Origin of the sequence: Rahnella sp. AN3-3W3, from assembly GCF_003263545.1 — a bacterium.
In the GTDB taxonomy this organism is placed as follows: Bacteria; Pseudomonadota; Gammaproteobacteria; order Enterobacterales; family Enterobacteriaceae; genus Rahnella; species Rahnella variigena.
In genome coordinates this window covers 23514-39063 of record NZ_JYDG01000007.1, presented here as the reverse complement: position 1 = coordinate 39063, position 15550 = coordinate 23514, and the positions used below count along the sequence as shown (strand labels likewise).

15 protein-coding genes are annotated in these 15550 nt (G+C 53.4%); 13 read left to right on the top strand and 2 right to left on the bottom strand.

Annotation, left to right across the window (positions count from 1 at the left end):
• Nucleotides 1-284: 284 nt before the first annotated feature.
• From UC15_RS03425 to mlaA, 8 genes are read left to right on the top strand one after another with little or no spacing between them, the layout of a single operon-like run.
• Nucleotides 285-1022, top strand: a complete 738-nt coding sequence (locus UC15_RS03425) for a heme ABC transporter permease (RefSeq protein ID WP_112287139.1) — start codon at nt 285-287, stop codon at nt 1020-1022.
• Nucleotides 1019-1279 (top strand): heme exporter protein CcmD, encoded by a 261-nt coding sequence (ccmD, locus tag UC15_RS03420; protein ID WP_112287138.1) that lies wholly within the window; start codon nt 1019-1021, stop codon nt 1277-1279. Before UC15_RS03425 ends, ccmD begins: the two co-directional genes overlap by 4 nt.
• The gene (gene ccmE, locus UC15_RS03415; protein ID WP_112287137.1) at nt 1276-1770 is read left to right on the top strand and encodes a cytochrome c maturation protein CcmE; all 495 of its coding nucleotides are present in this window, start codon (nt 1276-1278) and stop codon (nt 1768-1770) included. Before ccmD ends, ccmE begins: the two co-directional genes overlap by 4 nt.
• Nucleotides 1767-3740 carry a heme lyase CcmF/NrfE family subunit gene (locus tag UC15_RS03410; RefSeq protein ID WP_112287136.1) on the top strand — a complete coding sequence of 658 codons (1974 nt, stop codon included), beginning with the start codon at nt 1767-1769 and terminating at the stop codon, nt 3738-3740. The genes ccmE and UC15_RS03410 overlap by 4 nt, the downstream gene beginning before the upstream one ends.
• A complete protein-coding gene (locus tag UC15_RS03405) occupies nt 3737-4288 on the top strand; it encodes a DsbE family thiol:disulfide interchange protein (protein WP_112287135.1) in 552 nt (183 codons plus the stop codon). Before UC15_RS03410 ends, UC15_RS03405 begins: the two co-directional genes overlap by 4 nt.
• On the top strand, nt 4285-4770 hold the full coding sequence (locus UC15_RS03400) for a cytochrome c-type biogenesis protein (protein ID WP_112287134.1): 486 nt from the start codon (nt 4285-4287) through the stop codon (nt 4768-4770). The genes UC15_RS03405 and UC15_RS03400 overlap by 4 nt, the downstream gene beginning before the upstream one ends.
• A complete protein-coding gene (gene ccmI, locus UC15_RS03395; protein ID WP_112287133.1) occupies nt 4767-5981 on the top strand; it encodes a c-type cytochrome biogenesis protein CcmI in 1215 nt (404 codons plus the stop codon). Before UC15_RS03400 ends, ccmI begins: the two co-directional genes overlap by 4 nt.
• A 33-nt stretch (nt 5982-6014) precedes the next feature.
• Nucleotides 6015-6782, top strand: coding sequence for a phospholipid-binding lipoprotein MlaA (gene mlaA / locus UC15_RS03390; RefSeq protein ID WP_112287132.1), 768 nt, complete (start codon nt 6015-6017; stop codon nt 6780-6782).
• An 84-nt stretch (nt 6783-6866) separates the two neighbouring features.
• Here mlaA and fadL read toward each other — a convergent pair whose 3' ends face one another.
• On the bottom strand, nt 6867-8144 hold the full coding sequence (fadL, locus tag UC15_RS03385) for a long-chain fatty acid transporter FadL (protein WP_112287131.1): 1278 nt from the start codon (nt 8142-8144) through the stop codon (nt 6867-6869).
• A 417-nt stretch (nt 8145-8561) separates the two neighbouring features.
• Here fadL and UC15_RS03380 point away from each other — a divergent pair, with 417 nt between their 5' ends.
• The 4 genes from UC15_RS03380 (at nt 8562) to sixA (ending at nt 13638) form a co-directional block, all read left to right on the top strand.
• The gene (locus UC15_RS03380; RefSeq protein ID WP_112287212.1) at nt 8562-8894 is read left to right on the top strand and encodes a YfcZ/YiiS family protein; all 333 of its coding nucleotides are present in this window, start codon (nt 8562-8564) and stop codon (nt 8892-8894) included.
• A 327-nt stretch (nt 8895-9221) separates the two neighbouring features.
• Nucleotides 9222-10535 carry an acetyl-CoA C-acyltransferase FadI gene (gene fadI, locus UC15_RS03375; protein ID WP_112287130.1) on the top strand — a complete coding sequence of 438 codons (1314 nt, stop codon included), beginning with the start codon at nt 9222-9224 and terminating at the stop codon, nt 10533-10535.
• Complete coding sequence (gene fadJ / locus UC15_RS03370; protein ID WP_112287129.1) at nt 10532-12733, top strand: fatty acid oxidation complex subunit alpha FadJ; 2202 nt, start codon at nt 10532-10534, stop codon at nt 12731-12733. Before fadI ends, fadJ begins: the two co-directional genes overlap by 4 nt.
• A 416-nt stretch (nt 12734-13149) precedes the next feature.
• Nucleotides 13150-13638 carry a phosphohistidine phosphatase SixA gene (gene sixA, locus UC15_RS03365; RefSeq protein ID WP_112287128.1) on the top strand — a complete coding sequence of 163 codons (489 nt, stop codon included), beginning with the start codon at nt 13150-13152 and terminating at the stop codon, nt 13636-13638.
• Between the two features lie 211 nt (nt 13639-13849).
• Here the strand turns inward: sixA and smrB are convergent, their stop codons facing one another.
• Complete coding sequence (smrB, locus tag UC15_RS03360) at nt 13850-14389, bottom strand: endonuclease SmrB (RefSeq protein WP_112287211.1); 540 nt, start codon at nt 14387-14389, stop codon at nt 13850-13852.
• Between the two features lie 203 nt (nt 14390-14592).
• Between smrB and prmB the strand changes: the two genes are divergently transcribed.
• A complete protein-coding gene (prmB, locus tag UC15_RS03355; protein ID WP_112287127.1) occupies nt 14593-15525 on the top strand; it encodes a 50S ribosomal protein L3 N(5)-glutamine methyltransferase in 933 nt (310 codons plus the stop codon).
• Nucleotides 15526-15550 lie beyond the last annotated feature (25 nt).

The following is a 15550-nucleotide window of genomic DNA, read 5'->3' as shown; positions in this document are numbered from 1 at the left end:
CGAATCACTTACTCGTGTAAGCTCATCGGGATGGCGTCGTTTGCCGCCTTCCTGCAACTCGAAGTATTTAGGGTTAACTTTTACGCTGGCCTTAACACAGAATTTTTTTACTTGTCGTTACAATAGAGAAGAAAAATCGCAACCTTTGACTAACATCACACTTCTCTATAGTGAACAATAGAGACGCCGATAATAACTGCGGATGATTTTTAACTGACCGCATAAGAGCCCGGTGAGGCTCCACGGCATCACACAGTGACATTTTATAGTGAGCAACGATAACAATGTGGAAATGGTTACATCAATTCGCAAGGCCTGAACGGCTTTACCACGTCTGTGGCCGGTTCATTCCCTGGCTCGGAATTTTGGGTATTGCCTGCCTGCTGATTGGCTGGGTGTGGGGCTTTGGTTATGCACCGCCAGATTACCAGCAAGGGAACAGTTACCGGATTATGTATATCCATGTTCCGGCGGCGATCTGGTCGATGGGCATTTACAGTTCGATGGCGATTGCGGCCTTTATCGGGCTGGTGTGGCAGATGAAAATGTCTGACATGGTGGTATCCGCGATGGCACCCGTTGGCGCTGTTTTCACGTTTATCGCACTGGTCACCGGCTCAGCATGGGGCAAACCGATGTGGGGCACCTGGTGGGTGTGGGATGCACGCCTGACGTCCGAACTGGTGTTACTGTTCCTCTATCTTGGCGTGATTGCGTTGTATAACGCCTTCGACGACCGCCGTCTGGCTGGCCGTGCCGCCGGTATTCTGGTTCTGGTCGGCGTGGTGAACATTCCCATCATCCATTACTCCGTACAGTGGTGGAACACGCTGCATCAGGGCTCGACCAACATGCAGCAGACCATCGACCCGAGTATGCGTTATCCGCTGCGCTGGGCGATTTTCGGTTATCTCTTCTTCTTTATTACCCTGACGCTGATGCGTTTACGTAACCTGATTTTGGTTCAGGAGCGTCTGCGTCCGTGGGTGGCCGGTCTTGTGAATAAGGAGCGCCGCGGATGAGCCCTGCATTCTCCAGCTGGCATGATTTCTTTGCGATGGGCGGCTATGCATTTTATGTGTGGCTGTCGGTCGCGGCGACGCTGATTTCCCTGATTGCGCTGGTGGCGCATACCTTTATTCAGCGCCGTCAGATCCTCGATGAAGTTCGCCGCCGTCAGGCACGCGAAAAACGTATTAGTCAGTCTCAGTCTAAAAAACAGCAAGGCGCGCAGACGTCACCGCTGGAACCGGACACTTCCCCGGAGAAGTTATTGTGAATCCACGTCGTAAAAAGCGTTTGTCGCTGGCGCTGGTGGTGCTGATTGGCCTTGGTCTGAGCATTTCACTGGTGATGTACGCGCTGCGCTCGAATATTGATTTGTTCTATACACCCAGTGAAATTCTGCAAGGTAAAGGCGAAAACCACGAGATGCCGACGGTCGGCCAGCGCCTGCGTATCGGCGGGATGGTGATGCCCGGTTCGGTGAAGCGTGATCCAAAAAGCCTGCAGGTGAGTTTTAAAATATATGATGCGCGCGGCGCGATTGCCGTGACTTATAACGGCATTCTTCCGGATCTGTTCCGCGAAGGACAGGGCGTGGTGGCGCAGGGCGTGATGGAGCCGGGAAATGTAGTGAATGCCATTCAGGTTCTGGCGAAACACGACGAAAAATATGTGCCGCCGGAAGTTGCCGACGCCATGAAAGAAAACCACAAAGGGCCAGCTTCGGCTTATGTGGGTAACGATAAAGGAAATGACCGCTCATGATGCCGGAACTGGGAACATTTGCACTCTGTCTGGCGTTAGGTCTGGCGGTGTTACTGAGTATTTACCCGCAATGGGGCGCGGCGCGGCAGGATAACCGGATGATGGCGATGGCGCGTCCCTTGTCTTACGGGATGTTTGCCTGCATCGTGCTGGCGTTTGCCATTCTGGTCCATGCGTTTGTGGTGAATGATTTCACCGTCGCCTATGTCGCCAATAACTCCAATACCCGTCTGCCGGTGTATTACCGCGTGGCGGCTACCTGGGGCGCACATGAAGGTTCACTGCTGCTGTGGGTGTTATTGCTCAGTTGCTGGACGCTCGCCGTGGCATTGTTCAGCCGCCGTATGCCGCAGGATGCAGTGTCGCGCGTGCTGGCAGTGATGGGCATGATCACCGGCGGATTCCTGCTGTTTATTTTGCTGACGTCGAATCCGTTTATCCGCTCGCTGCCGAATTTCCCGGTAGACGGCAGTGACCTGAATCCGGTGTTGCAGGATATCGGGCTGATTTTCCATCCGCCATTGCTGTACATGGGTTACGTCGGTTTCTCAGTGGCGTTCGCGTTTGCCATTGCCTCGCTGATGGCCGGACGTCTGGACACCGCGTGGGCGCGCTGGTCGCGTCCGTGGACACAAGCTGCGTGGGTATTTCTGACCATCGGTATCGTGCTCGGGTCTGCCTGGGCGTATTACGAATTAGGCTGGGGCGGCTGGTGGTTCTGGGACCCGGTTGAGAACGCCTCCTTTATGCCATGGCTCGCCGGGACAGCGCTGATCCACTCGCTGGCCGTGACCGAAAAACGCGGGACGTTTAAAGCCTGGACGGTGTTGCTGGCGATCACCGCCTTCTCGTTGTGTCTGCTCGGGACTTTCCTGGTGCGTTCCGGCGTGCTGGTTTCGGTTCACTCGTTTGCCTCAGATCCGGCGCGCGGCATGTTTATTCTCGCGTATCTGGTGATTGTGATCGGCGGCTCGCTGCTGCTGTATGCCTTCAAAGGCAACTCGGTGCGTGCGCCAAGCCGTCACGAATTGCACTCTCGCGAAAGCTATCTGCTGGGTAATAACGTGCTGCTGGTGGCGGCGATGCTGGTGGTATTGCTCGGAACATTGTTGCCGCTTATCCACAAACAGCTCGGACTGGGCAGTATTTCTATCGGCGAACCTTTCTTTAATACGATGTTTACCTGGCTGATGGCTCCGCTGGCATTGCTGCTGGGGATCGGCCCGCTGGTGCGCTGGCGTCGTGATGAGCCCAGCAAACTGTGGCGTCGTCTGGGTGTTGCGCTGGTCGTCACGCTTGTCTTGTCGATTCTTCTGCCGTGGTTGTTGCAGGACAAAATTGTTGGCATGACCGTGGTCGGTCTGCTGATGTCGGTGTGGGTGATTGTGCTCACGCTGATGGAACTGCACGAGCGCGCGACGCACCGTCATTCGTTTTGGCGCGGCCTGACCAAACTTTCCCGCAGCCACTGGGGCATGGTGCTCGGCCATCTCGGCGTAGCGGTGACCGTTATCGGCATTGCCTTTAGCCAGAATTATAGTGTTGAACGTGATGTGCGCATGAAGTCCGGCGATACCGTGGATATTCATGATTATCACTTTATCTTCCGCGACGTTCGCGACATCACCGGCCCGAACTATACCGGTGGTGAGGCGAATATCGATGTGACGCAGAACGGCAAGAAAGTCACCACGCTGCATGCTGAAAAACGCTTCTACAGTGTGGCGCGCAGCATGATGACTGAAGCGGCGATCGACGGTAATCTGGCGCGTGACCTGTATGCAGCGCTGGGTGAAGAGATGGACGACGGATCCTGGGCAGTGCGTTTGTACTACAAACCGTTTGTCCGCTGGATCTGGCTGGGCGGCCTGTTTATGGCGGCCGGTGGCGTACTGTGTATTCTCGATCCGCGTTATCGCATGAGTAAAAAACTCAAGAAACAAGGTCTGGCGGAGGCTGAAGAAGCATGAACCGTAAACTCCTCTTTATTCCGCTGATCTTGTTCCTGGCGCTGGCTGCGGCTTTTCTGGTGCAACTGACGCGCAATGCCAACGGCGACGATCCGACGCTGCTGGAATCTGCGCTGATCGGCAAACCGGTGCCGGTGTTCAAACTGGAATCACTGGCGCAGGCCGGTAAAACCTACGATCAGTCGGTATTGCGCGACGGCAAACCCATGTTGCTCAACGTCTGGGCGACCTGGTGCCCGACCTGCCGCGCCGAGCATGATTATCTGAATACGCTGGCGGCGAAAGGTGTACGCGTGGTTGGCCTGAACTACAAAGACGACCGGCAGAAAGCGGTCAGCTGGCTCAATACACTGGGCAATCCTTACATGCTGAGTCTGTACGATGGCGACGGCATGTTAGGACTCGACCTCGGTGTGTATGGTGCGCCGGAAACCTTCCTGATCGACGGAAAGGGTATTATTCGTTATCGCCATGCCGGTGATTTGAATGAGAAAGTCTGGCAGAACGAAGTATTGCCGCTGTACAAAAAATACGGAGGCAATGCATGAAGCTGATTTCCTCCTTACCTGCGTTGCTGCTGGGCATGATGCTGAGTATCACCGCCTTTGCGGCCATTGATACTTATCAGTTTTCCTCTCCGGCTCAGGAGCAGGAATACCGTGATATCACAGCACAGCTGCGCTGTCCGAAATGTCAGAACACCAATATTGCAGCGTCGGATTCTATTATCGCGGCGGATATGCGCACCAAAGTTTTCCAGCTGCTTCAGCAGGGGCAGAACAAAAAGCAAATCGTGGATTACATGGTCGCACGTTACGGCAACTTTGTGACCTACGAACCGCCGGTGACGCCATCCACCTTTATATTGTGGCTCGGGCCGGTGCTGGTGGTCATTATCGGCGCAGCCATGATTTTTATGCGTTCCCGCCGGGGCGAAGTGCGTTTGCAAAATACGACCGAAGAAATGTCAGAACAAGAGAGACAGCGCCTGGCGCAGTTACTTAAAGACAGCGACAGGAAAGGATCATGAGTATTTTTTGGCTGTGCATTGTAGTGATGCTGGTTGTTGCACTGGCGCTGTTTATTGTGCCGGTTATTCGCGGCGACCGCGCGGAACACACGTCCCGCGATGCGCTGAATAAAGCGTTTTATCATCACCGTCTGACTGAGCTGGAAGAAGACGAAGCGCAGGGCGTGGTAGACGAGCGTCCGGCGCATATTCAGGAATTGCAGGAAAACTTACTGACCGATATTCCGGCGGGTCAGGCGCCTGCGGCCATTCAGCCGATTGGCCGCTGGACGCTGGTGCCCGGCGCTATCCTGCTGGTGATCATCACGCTGGGTTTATATCTCTATGCCGGGGGGCTGGGCCAGGTGAGTGCGTGGAATCAGGTCATGCAGCACATGCCGGATTTGCGCCATCGTATTGCCGATGATCATGGTTCGCCGCTGACCGCTGCGGATGTGCAGGATTTAGGGCTCGGATTGCGTACCGATTTACAGGCAAATCCGGATAATGTGCAGGACTGGGTGATGCTTGGTCGCGTGGGGATGGCGCTCAATAATGCCGCCACCGCGACACAGGCTTATGCTCATGCGTATCAGCTTGCGCCGAACGACATGTCAGTGAAACTGGGTTATGCCGAAGTGCTGACCCGTTCTTCTGATCCGCAAGATAACCTTACCGGCGGCAATCTTTTACGCAGTATGCTGGAAAAATCTCAGGGTGATCTGCGTGTGTTAAGTCTGCTGGCCTATAATGAATATGAGCAGGGTCATTATCCGCAAGCCATTGGCGCGTGGGAAGTTATGCAGAAAATCCTGCCAGCCGGTGATAAACGCCTTGAGATGGTTAACGCCAGTATTGCGCAGGCAAAACAAAAAGCCGGTCTTGATCAGGTTAAACTGGCGGTAAACGTGACGCTTTCTGCGGATGCGCAGCAGAAACTTCCGCAGAATGGCACGGTCTTTATTTCCGTGACAGATGGCAGCACTCCGGTACCGGTTGCGGTGAAAAAGCTGCCGCTGAGCCGCTTCCCGCTGGCGATTACTGTCGATGACAGTAACGCAATGATGCCGGAACGCTTGCTTTCTTCGCTGCATCAATTAAAAGTACGCGTTCGTATTTCACAGAATGGTCTGGCAACGCCAGCCTCAGGTGACTGGTACGGCGACAGTCCGCTGACTGATTTTTCCGGCAACGGTCAGGTCAGCATTGAGATTAATCAGCAGGTTCCTTAATCAGGAACGACGATCAAAAACAGGGAGATATCCATGAACTTACGCCTGACTGGGCTGGCGTTTGCGACAGTTTTACTGGTCGGTTGTGCCGGTACATCCGGATCTTCGGACAGCGAACAGCAGGGACGTTCTGATCCGCTCGAAGGTTTCAACCGGGTGATGTTCGACTTCAACTATAACTACATGGATCCTTACCTTGTGCGGCCTGTTGCCGTCGCATGGCGTGATTACGTGCCACAACCGGCGCGTAACGGGACCAGTAACTTCCTCAGCAACCTCGATGAACCCGCCAGCATGGTCAACTCCTTGCTGAAAGGCGATCCTTACCGTGCTGCAATCCACTTCAACCGTTTCTTCCTGAACACGCTTCTGGGGATGGGCGGTCTGATTGACGTGGCCGGTATGGCGAACCCGAAACTGGCGCGCGAAGAAGCCCAGGGCTTCGGTAGCACGCTCGGTCATTATGGTGTCGGTTACGGTCCATACGTGGTTCTGCCAGGTTACGGCAGCGCGACTGTGCGTGACGAAGGTGGTGATCTGGTGGATGATTTGTATCCGATGCTCAGCTATCTGACATTCTGGATGTCAGCCGGTAAATGGGTACTGGAAGGCGTCGAAACCCGTGCAGAACTTCTCGATTCAGATGGTCTGATCCGTAACTCTTCTGATCCGTATCTGTTTATCCGTGAAGCTTACTTCCAGCGTCACGACTTCCTGGCGAGAGGCGGTCAGCTGACGCCACAGGAAAACCCAAACGCGGCATTGATTCAGGGTGACCTGAAAGATATCGACTCGGAATAACAGTTCCGGAGATACAAAAAAAGCGCCTTTCGGCGCTTTTTTCATATCTGACGTAACATTCAGTTCATCAGAAGCTGTGGTTCATCAGAAGCTATAGTTAAAGTTAGCGCCGTACAGCATAGCGGTGCCTTTAGCCTGGAATTCATAGTTCGGCACGCCGTCAGCCACTTTCTCGCTGATATTCACCGTCTGGCCATGCATGTAAGACACACCCACATCGACGGATGCATCTTTATTGAAGGCATACGTGGTACCCGCAGAAACCCAGAAGCGGTCCTGATCCGGGATAGAAATGGTGCGGTTATCAGCCGGAACCGGACTGTCATCGAAGGCGATACCGGTACGGAACGTCCAGTTATCATCGTAGTAATACGTGGTACCTAACGCGATGCGATAAGCATCATGGTAGCCTTCTTCTTTTTGGAACAGGGTCTGGCCGTTAGAACCGGTAGCTTTCAGCTCCTGGAACTGGCTCCAGCTGGTGTAAGCCAGGCTGTAGTGAATCGCCCATTTCGGTGCCACTTTGTTATAACCGGACACTTCCCACATTTCTGGCAGATTCAGGGTCAGGGAACCCGGAACCGTGTGACCGCCCGTGCCGCCTAACGCCTGAGGAATGCCGTTGCGGTATTCGCCGTCAAAGTCGATTTTAACTTCTGAGCGATAAGTAAAGCCGTAACGGTTATTGTCATCGACTTCATAAAGAATACCGGCGTTCCAGCCGTAGCCCCACTCGTCGCCTTTCAGCTTGGCGGCTTCAGTATCTGCTGGCAGTAAGCCGCCGGTTTTAATCGGCACCAGTTCACCGGCAGTACGACGGATTTTTGCTTTCGCGTAGACGGCATCGAAGCCCACACCGAAGCTGAAATTCTGGTTCAAACGGTAAGCAACACTTAAGTTAGTGTTTATGGTGGTGAGATCTGTTTCACCGCCAATCGGGCCTGCCGGATAGTTATCGCTAAATTCTGTCGCCAGACCGTAGTTAGACGTCGCCGATGCGCCAACCGCCCATTGATCATCCAGCGGCATAATAAAGTGGATATTCGGCACCCACTGATTTGGCGCAATATTATCATCACTGGTGCTGGCACCGGTGACCGGAGATTTCCCCGTCACGCTGACGTCCGGGTCGACATAAATCGCGCCCATAGAAAACGCCGGGCGGTTAAACATGGTCATGGTTGCCGGGTTACGGCTACCGGATGCGGCGGTGTCAGCAATAGCACCTTCGCCTGAGAATGAACGACCTAAACCCGCAGCAGTATATTCATTTAACTGAAAACCTGCCGCGTATACGTTGGAGGAAACAATTGCCACTGCAGCTGCCAGAGCTGATCTTTTAAACAGGTTTTTCTGGTTCATGACCAAAACCTCAATATTATGTTTTTTATCAAACAATGTTACATCAAGTAACAATGAGCGCGGGATTGTAGGGTTCGTTATCAGTCTGACAAATCAGACCAGTGAGCGAAGTATAGGTCTGACCTGTGGTGTAGTTGCAATATTGTTTCATTGATATTTAAAAAATGATGCAAGAAATTGGATCCACTTAACAAAAAACCAACAATAAAAGTTCAATTAAGAAACGTTGAAGTGAGAACGATGACGTAGTTTTAATCTATTACTTACATATACGTGATCTGGATCACTTCAAAGGCACATAATAAGTAAGTGCTAGTGTGTTGTCAGAACGGTGGCGTAAAATACAGGCTGGAAATAAAACTTTATTCGCAAACAGGCCAGACGGTGGACGTTGCCGTTGATGCCGGGGAGAAAATTATGTCTGACGTAACCATGTCCTCTAAATCCACCCAACCTCTGCACTCCATCAACAAATGCGGCGCAGAAGAAACCGCAGCCTGCTGCTGTGTTGATGTGGGCACCATCATGGATAACACCGATTGCACCGCATCTTACAGCCGCGTTTTTGAAAATGAAGCACAGGCTAAAGAGACGCTGGAAGCCCTGACCGAACGCGCACGTGGCGTCGAATCCGAGCCTTGCGAAATCAAGAGCCGTATCGAAAACGTGGAAGGCGGCGTTGAGCTGAATATCGATTTCACTTTCAGCTGCCAGGCAGAAACCATGATCTTTCAGTTAGCCTTGCGCTAATCCCCGTCATACTTTGAGCCGCAGATGCGTTGGCTGCACTCAGTAACCCGAATCACTGACTTATGTCAGCTCATCGGGATTACTTCGATTGCCGCCTTTCTGAGACTCAAATTATTTAGGGGAAGTTTTAAATTGTAATACCGCTTATATAAGCGGTATTTTTTTGTCCGCTATTTCTGCCCGCTGCCTTTCTTCTCATTCTTATTTCAGAAAAATTTGCTGTTGCTCGCACTTCATTGCCTTTCACTTTGCCAAATGTAAATACATAGTTAAAACTGAGTTATCAGGTCTGACCTCTTAAGACCCTATTTTTTCTCAGGAGCTTATATGAATAAAGTCATTCCACTGGTGACACGTGAAGGCGATCGCATCGCGATTATCGATGGTTTGCGTACGCCGTTTGCCAAACAGGCCACCGCCTATCACGGCATTCCCGCCGTAGACCTCGGCAAAATAGTGGTCAGTGAGTTACTGGCGAAAAGTGGTATCGACCCGAAGGTCATCGATCAGCTGGTATTCGGGCAAGTCGTGCAGATGCCGGAAGCACCAAATATTGCGCGCGAAATCGTCCTCGGCACCGGCATGAATGTGTCGACTGACGCCTACAGCGTTTCGCGTGCCTGCGCCACCAGTTTTCAGGCGGTCGCCAACGTCGCGGAAAGCATTATGAGCGGCACGATCAGCGTCGGGATTGCAGGCGGAGCCGATTCGTCTTCGGTTCTGCCTATTGGCGTCAGCAAACGTCTCGCCCGCGCCCTGGTGGACGTCAACAAAGCGCGCACGCTGTCGCAGCGCCTGTCCATTTTCAGCAAACTTAAACTGCGCGACCTGATGCCGGTGCCGCCTGCTGTGGCAGAATATTCCACCGGTCTGCGCATGGGCGATACTGCGGAACAGATGGCGAAAAGTCATAATATTTCCCGCGAACAGCAGGATGAACTCGCGCACCGTTCTCACACGCTGGCGGCACAGGCGTGGGAGCAGGGCTATCTGAATTCTCAGGTGATGGCCGCGCAGGTTCCGCCTTACCGTGAAGTGCTGCAAAAAGACAACAACATCCGCCTGAATTCTGAAATCGGGCAATACGCAAAATTGCGTCCGGCGTTTGATCGCAAACACGGCACCGTGACCGCCGCGACCAGTACGCCGCTGACCGACGGCGCGGCCGCAGTACTGATGATGAGCGAATCGCGGGCGCGTGAACTCGGTTTGCAGCCTCTCGGTTATCTGAAAAGTTTTGCTTTTGCCGCCATCGATGTGTGGGAAGACATGCTGCTTGGTCCGGCTTATGCCACGCCGCTGGCGCTGGATCGTGCCGGTCTGACGCTCGGTGATCTAGACCTGATTGATATGCACGAAGCATTTGCCGCGCAGACCCTGGCGAATATCAAAATGTTAGCCAGTGATGAATTTGCCCGTGAGAAACTTGGCCACAGTCAGGCAGTTGGCGAAATAGACTGGGATAAATTTAACGTTCTGGGCGGATCACTGGCTTACGGCCATCCTTTTGCCGCGACTGGCGCACGAATGATCACCCAGACGTTGCATGAATTACGCCGTCGTGGCGGAAAATACGGGCTGACGACGGCCTGTGCCGCCGGTGGCTTAGGCGCAGCAATGATTCTGGAGGCAGCGCAATGAGGGATAATATGGAAAACCCAAACATTCCGGAAATCACTCCGGCAGAACCGGTTTCTGCTTTTTCACTGATGTTCACCGCGGAGCACATCGGGATTATCACCATCGACGTTCCCGGCGAAAAGGTGAATACCTTAAAGGCTGAATTCGCTCAACAAATTTGTACCATTCTGCAAAAAGCCCAGCAATATCCCAGTCTGAAGGGGCTGGTGCTGGTTTCCGGTAAATCCGACTCATTTATTGCCGGTGCGGATATCACCATGATATCGGGTTGTAAGAGCGCCGATGAGGCCAGCAATCTGGCGCGAAAAGGGCAGACGGTGATGTCGCAGATCGCTTCGTTTCCGGTGCCCGTTGTTGCGGCCATCCACGGTGCCTGTCTGGGCGGCGGACTTGAACTGGCGCTGGCGTGTCATTCACGCGTCTGTTCCCTCGATGATAAAACGCAGCTCGGTCTGCCGGAAGTGCAGCTTGGCCTGCTGCCGGGCTCCGGCGGCACACAGCGTCTTCCGCGTTTAATCGGTGCGCCGAAAGCACTGGATATGATGCTTACCGGTCGCAGCATTCGCGCGAAACAGGCGCTGAGAATGGGACTGGTGGATGACGCGGTACCTTATTCAATTTTGCTGCAAACGGCACTTGAGCGCGTGGCGAAAGGGCGTCAGTCACGTCCGCCATTGCCGTGGCAGGCGCGGCTGGCCGGTGGCCCGTTGGGCAAAAGTGTGCTGTTCCATTTTGTGCGCAAACAAACCCGTGCCAAAACGCACGGCAATTACCCGGCGACCGAAAAAATTATTGATGTGGTGAAAACCGGTCTCGATCAGGGCAGCGGCAACGGCTATCAGGCTGAAGCGAAAGCCTTTGGCGAACTGGTCATGACGCCGGAATCGGCGGCATTGCGCGGCCTGTTTTTCGCATCCACTGCGCTGAAAAAAGAGAAGGGTGGCGATGCCGAACCCTTGCCGGTACGCCGTGTGGGCATTCTGGGCGGCGGGCTGATGGGCGGTGGTATCGCCAACATCACTGCCACCAAAGCCGGACTGCCGGTACGCATCAAAGATATTAATCAGGAAGGCATCCGTCATGCGCTGAAATACAGCTGGGATTTGCTGGAGAAAAAGGTGCGCAGCCGCAGGCTGACCCGTAATGAACAGCAACGCCAGATGATGCTGCTTTCCGGCACCACCGATTACAGCGGTTTTGCGCAGATAGATATCGTGGTGGAAGCGGTGTTTGAGGATTTGTCTCTCAAACAGTCGATGGTGGCGGAAATCGAGAATAACGCCGCTCCGCGCACAATATTTGCTTCAAACACATCTTCACTGCCTATCCATAAGATTGCAGAGCAGGCCAGCCGGCCTGAGCAGGTGATCGGCCTGCATTATTTTAGTCCGGTGGATAAGATGCCGCTGGTGGAAGTGATACCCCATGCAGGAACCAGTGCGCAGACGATTTCGACCACAGTTTCCCTGGCGAAGAAACAGGGGAAAACAGCGATTGTGGTCGGCGACAGCGCCGGGTTCTATGTAAACCGTATTCTTGCGCCGTACATCAATGAAGCTGCCCGCTGTTTGCTGGCGGGCGAACCCGTCGATCACATCGATAAAGCGCTGGTGAATTTTGGTTTTCCGGTCGGCCCGATACAGTTGCTGGATGAAGTCGGTATTGATGTCGGCACTAAAATAGGTCCGATTCTGGTGGATGCATTTGGTGAGCGTTTTGCTGCGCCATCGGGTTTTGATGCTGTGCTGAAAGACGATCGCAAAGGGCGTAAGAACGGCAAAGGTTTCTATCTCTACGGGCAAAAAGGCCGGACGGCGAAGAAGAAACAGGTCGATCCTGCGATTTACCGGCTGCTGAATGTCACGCCGAAAGCGCAGCAGTCGGAAGAAGAGATTGCGCAGCGCTGTGTGATGCTGATGCTTAACGAAGCGGTACGTTGTCTGGATGAACAGGTGATCCGCAGTGCGAGGGATGGTGACCTGGGGGCAGTGTTCGGCATTGGCTTCCCGCCATTCCGTGGTGGTCCGTTCCGTTACATAGACACGCTCGGTGCAGCGAACGTGGTGAAAACGCTGGATCAGCTGGCGCAACGCTATGGCGAGCATTTCCGGCCATGCGAAGGGTTGGTGCGCAGGGCGGAGCAGGGCGAGCCCTGTTTTTTGACAGACGGCCCCGGCGAAAAGGTCAGTAAAGTGTGACCGCTGTCACTGCTTATTACTGAGTTTCGCGGGAATCTGGAATAGATCCTGCTTGTGGCCAGCCGAAGGCCTGCGGGATCTTTTTTATGGTGAGACTGACTTTGTACAGAAACAATCCCAAACGATTGATCTACAACCCAAGTGGTTAAATAATCGCCTGAGCAGTTTACAAGCAGTAAGTGTTGGTGTAAAAAACAGCGTTTTCTTTACGTGAACTTTCAGGCAAAATGCCCGACCGCTGATACTTACCATGCAAAGCATGTGGGCACAGCCGGTTAAGTGGATGTACTGCCTTACAGCTATCTTGTAATGAGAAAGGTCATTTGAAATATGATGAAAAACAGCTGGGCAATGGGTAATACAGCACGCACGGCGTTTCTGTATAGCGCTATTTTTGTTAACAAAAGCGGTGCAATATGCAAGTTGTAATTATGCGTCACGGTGATGCAGTGCTCGAAGCTGCAAGCGACTCAGTTCGCCCGTTAAGCGAATGCGGATGTGACGAATCAGTACATATGGCGGCCTGGCTGAATGGTCGTGGCGTCAAAATTGATCGTGTTCTGGTCAGTCCGTATCTGCGTGCGCAGCAGACGCTTGAAAAAGTTCGCCAGTGTCTGTCTCTGCCTGAAAACGTAGAAATTGATATTCTCAAGGAACTGACGCCGGGCGGTGATCCTGCTCTGGTCGCCAGTGAACTGCAACATCTGGCGCTGACCGGCGTCAGTGCCGTGCTGGTGGTGTCTCACCTGCCGCTGGTCGGTTATCTGGTTGCAGAACTCTGTCCTGGCGTTTGCCCGCCGATGTTCGCCACGTCAGCCATGGCCAGCATCGAGTTAAACGGTGAAACCGGGCAGGGCAGCTTTGACTGGCAGTTCAGCCCATGCCAGGTAATGGCTAAGGTATAATCCCCGTCATACTTCGCATTGCAGATGCGTTGGCTGCGCTCACTTACCCCGGTCACATAGTTATCTATGCATCCCGGGGATGCGTTCACTTGCCGCCTTGCTGCAATCCGAATTATTTAGGGGATCTGTTCTGAGACAGACAGTTCAGCGACAGACAAAAGAAAGGCACAGCTTTGGCTGTGCCTTTCTCGTTTCTGAACGTCGGGATGGGTCAGCTGATTTTGTCGTCCAGTTCTACCAGCACCAGCAGGGCGGCGGTGCCACCGAGTTCTTTAGGCGCCTGGTGGAAGGCTTCGACGTCAGGATGTTGCGCCAGCCATAAAGGCGTTTGTTGTTTGAGAATATGTTTGCCGTGACCGTGCATCACGCAGGCGCAATGGACGTGCTCGCGGCGGCAGGCGGCGATCAGCGCACCTAATTCCTGCTTGGCTTCTTTCTGCGTTAAACCGTGTAAATCAAGAAACAACTCTGGCGAATAATCCCCGCGGCGTAATTTTTTCAATTCAAAATGACTGACGTCTGGCCGGATATGGCGAACCGGACCTTCTTCCTGCAACATCGGCTGGAATTCATCAGAAAAATAATAACTCGCGTCCACCTGCTCCTGAATCAGCTTTTTAGGTGACAGTTCAGCCCCCTTTTTTCGCGGCGGTCGGTGCGTAATTGTATCGTTTTTCAGGCGCTTGACGCCCGGTACAGCCTCGCGGAATAACGCCGTTTCTTCCGGGCTGAGCAGGTGCTTTTTCTTCATCATTTCATCGTCATTTTCGCTCAATCCACACAGTGTACCTTCCGTCGCCCTGCGGTTTAAAGAAAACTCAGGGTTAAATTCTTCGAGACATCGCGCAAGTGCGTTGACTAGCTGCTGATTTGTGGCGGGCTTCGTGGCAAACTATGCGGCAAATAATGGGTTAAACGTCTGTTAAAAACCCGTGCACTGCCTGGAGAATAAAATTGGACAAAATTTTCGTCGACGAAGCTGTCAGTGAACTGCATACCATTCAGGATATGCTGCGCTGGACCGTCAGCCGCCTGAACGCGGCCAATGTCTATTACGGTCACGGCACCGATAACCCGTGGGACGAAGCAGTGCAGCTGGTGTTGCCAAGCGTGTTTTTGCCGCTCGACATTCCTGAAGATATGCACACCGCGCGTCTGACTTCCAGCGAGCGCCACCGTATTGTTGAGCGCGTGATCCGCCGTGTTAACGAACGCGTACCGGTCGCTTATCTGACTAACAAAGCCTGGTTCTGCGACATGGAGTTTTATGTCGATGAACGCGTGCTAGTGCCGCGTTCGCCGATTGGTGAACTTATCAACAACCGTTTCGCCGGGATCCTGCAGGATAAACCGCAGCACATTCTCGATATGTGTACCGGCAGCGGCTGTATCGCTATCGCCTGCGCTTACGCGTTCCCGGAAACCGAAGTGGATGCGGTAGATATTTCTGCCGACGCGCTGGCAGTGGCCGAGCGCAATATCGACACGCACGGCATCGAGAACTGGGTGACCCCAATTCGCTCTGACCTGTTCCGCGAATTGCCTGCGTTGCAGTACGACCTGATTGTGACCAATCCGCCGTATGTGGATGAAGAAGATATGTCTGACCTGCCGCAGGAATATCGCCACGAGCCCGTACTGGGTCTGGCTTCCGGCAGCGATGGCCTGAAACTGACCCGCCGCATTCTGGCCTGTGCGCCGGATTACCTGACCGATAACGGCGTGCTGGTGTGCGAAGTGGGTAACAGCATGGTGCATCTGATGGACCAGTATCCTGATATTCCGTTCACCTGGCTGGAATTTGAAAATGGCGGCGACGGCGTATTCATGCTGACCAGGCAGCAGCTGATAGATTGTGCTGAACATTTCAAAGCGTACCGCGACTGATCAAAAAAATTGCGCTTGATCGACT

What these genes read in the sequence shown, in the direction of transcription:
- UC15_RS03425 (WP_112287139.1), top strand. Translation starts at nt 285, where the DNA reads ATGTGGAAATGGTTACATCAATTCGCAAGGCCTGAACGGCTTTACCAC.
- ccmD (WP_112287138.1), top strand. Translation starts at nt 1,019, where the DNA reads ATGAGCCCTGCATTCTCCAGCTGGCATGATTTCTTTGCGATGGGCGGC.
- UC15_RS03410 (WP_112287136.1), top strand. Translation starts at nt 1,767, where the DNA reads ATGATGCCGGAACTGGGAACATTTGCACTCTGTCTGGCGTTAGGTCTG.
- UC15_RS03405 (WP_112287135.1), top strand. Translation starts at nt 3,737, where the DNA reads ATGAACCGTAAACTCCTCTTTATTCCGCTGATCTTGTTCCTGGCGCTG.
- UC15_RS03400 (WP_112287134.1), top strand. Translation starts at nt 4,285, where the DNA reads ATGAAGCTGATTTCCTCCTTACCTGCGTTGCTGCTGGGCATGATGCTG.
- ccmI (WP_112287133.1), top strand. Translation starts at nt 4,767, where the DNA reads ATGAGTATTTTTTGGCTGTGCATTGTAGTGATGCTGGTTGTTGCACTG.
- mlaA (WP_112287132.1), top strand. Translation starts at nt 6,015, where the DNA reads ATGAACTTACGCCTGACTGGGCTGGCGTTTGCGACAGTTTTACTGGTC.
- fadL (WP_112287131.1), bottom strand. Translation starts at nt 8,144, where the DNA reads ATGAACCAGAAAAACCTGTTTAAAAGATCAGCTCTGGCAGCTGCAGTG.
- UC15_RS03380 (WP_112287212.1), top strand. Translation starts at nt 8,562, where the DNA reads ATGTCTGACGTAACCATGTCCTCTAAATCCACCCAACCTCTGCACTCC.
- fadI (WP_112287130.1), top strand. Translation starts at nt 9,222, where the DNA reads ATGAATAAAGTCATTCCACTGGTGACACGTGAAGGCGATCGCATCGCG.
- fadJ (WP_112287129.1), top strand. Translation starts at nt 10,532, where the DNA reads ATGAGGGATAATATGGAAAACCCAAACATTCCGGAAATCACTCCGGCA.
- sixA (WP_112287128.1), top strand. Translation starts at nt 13,150, where the DNA reads ATGCAAGTTGTAATTATGCGTCACGGTGATGCAGTGCTCGAAGCTGCA.
- smrB (WP_112287211.1), bottom strand. Translation starts at nt 14,389, where the DNA reads ATGAAGAAAAAGCACCTGCTCAGCCCGGAAGAAACGGCGTTATTCCGC.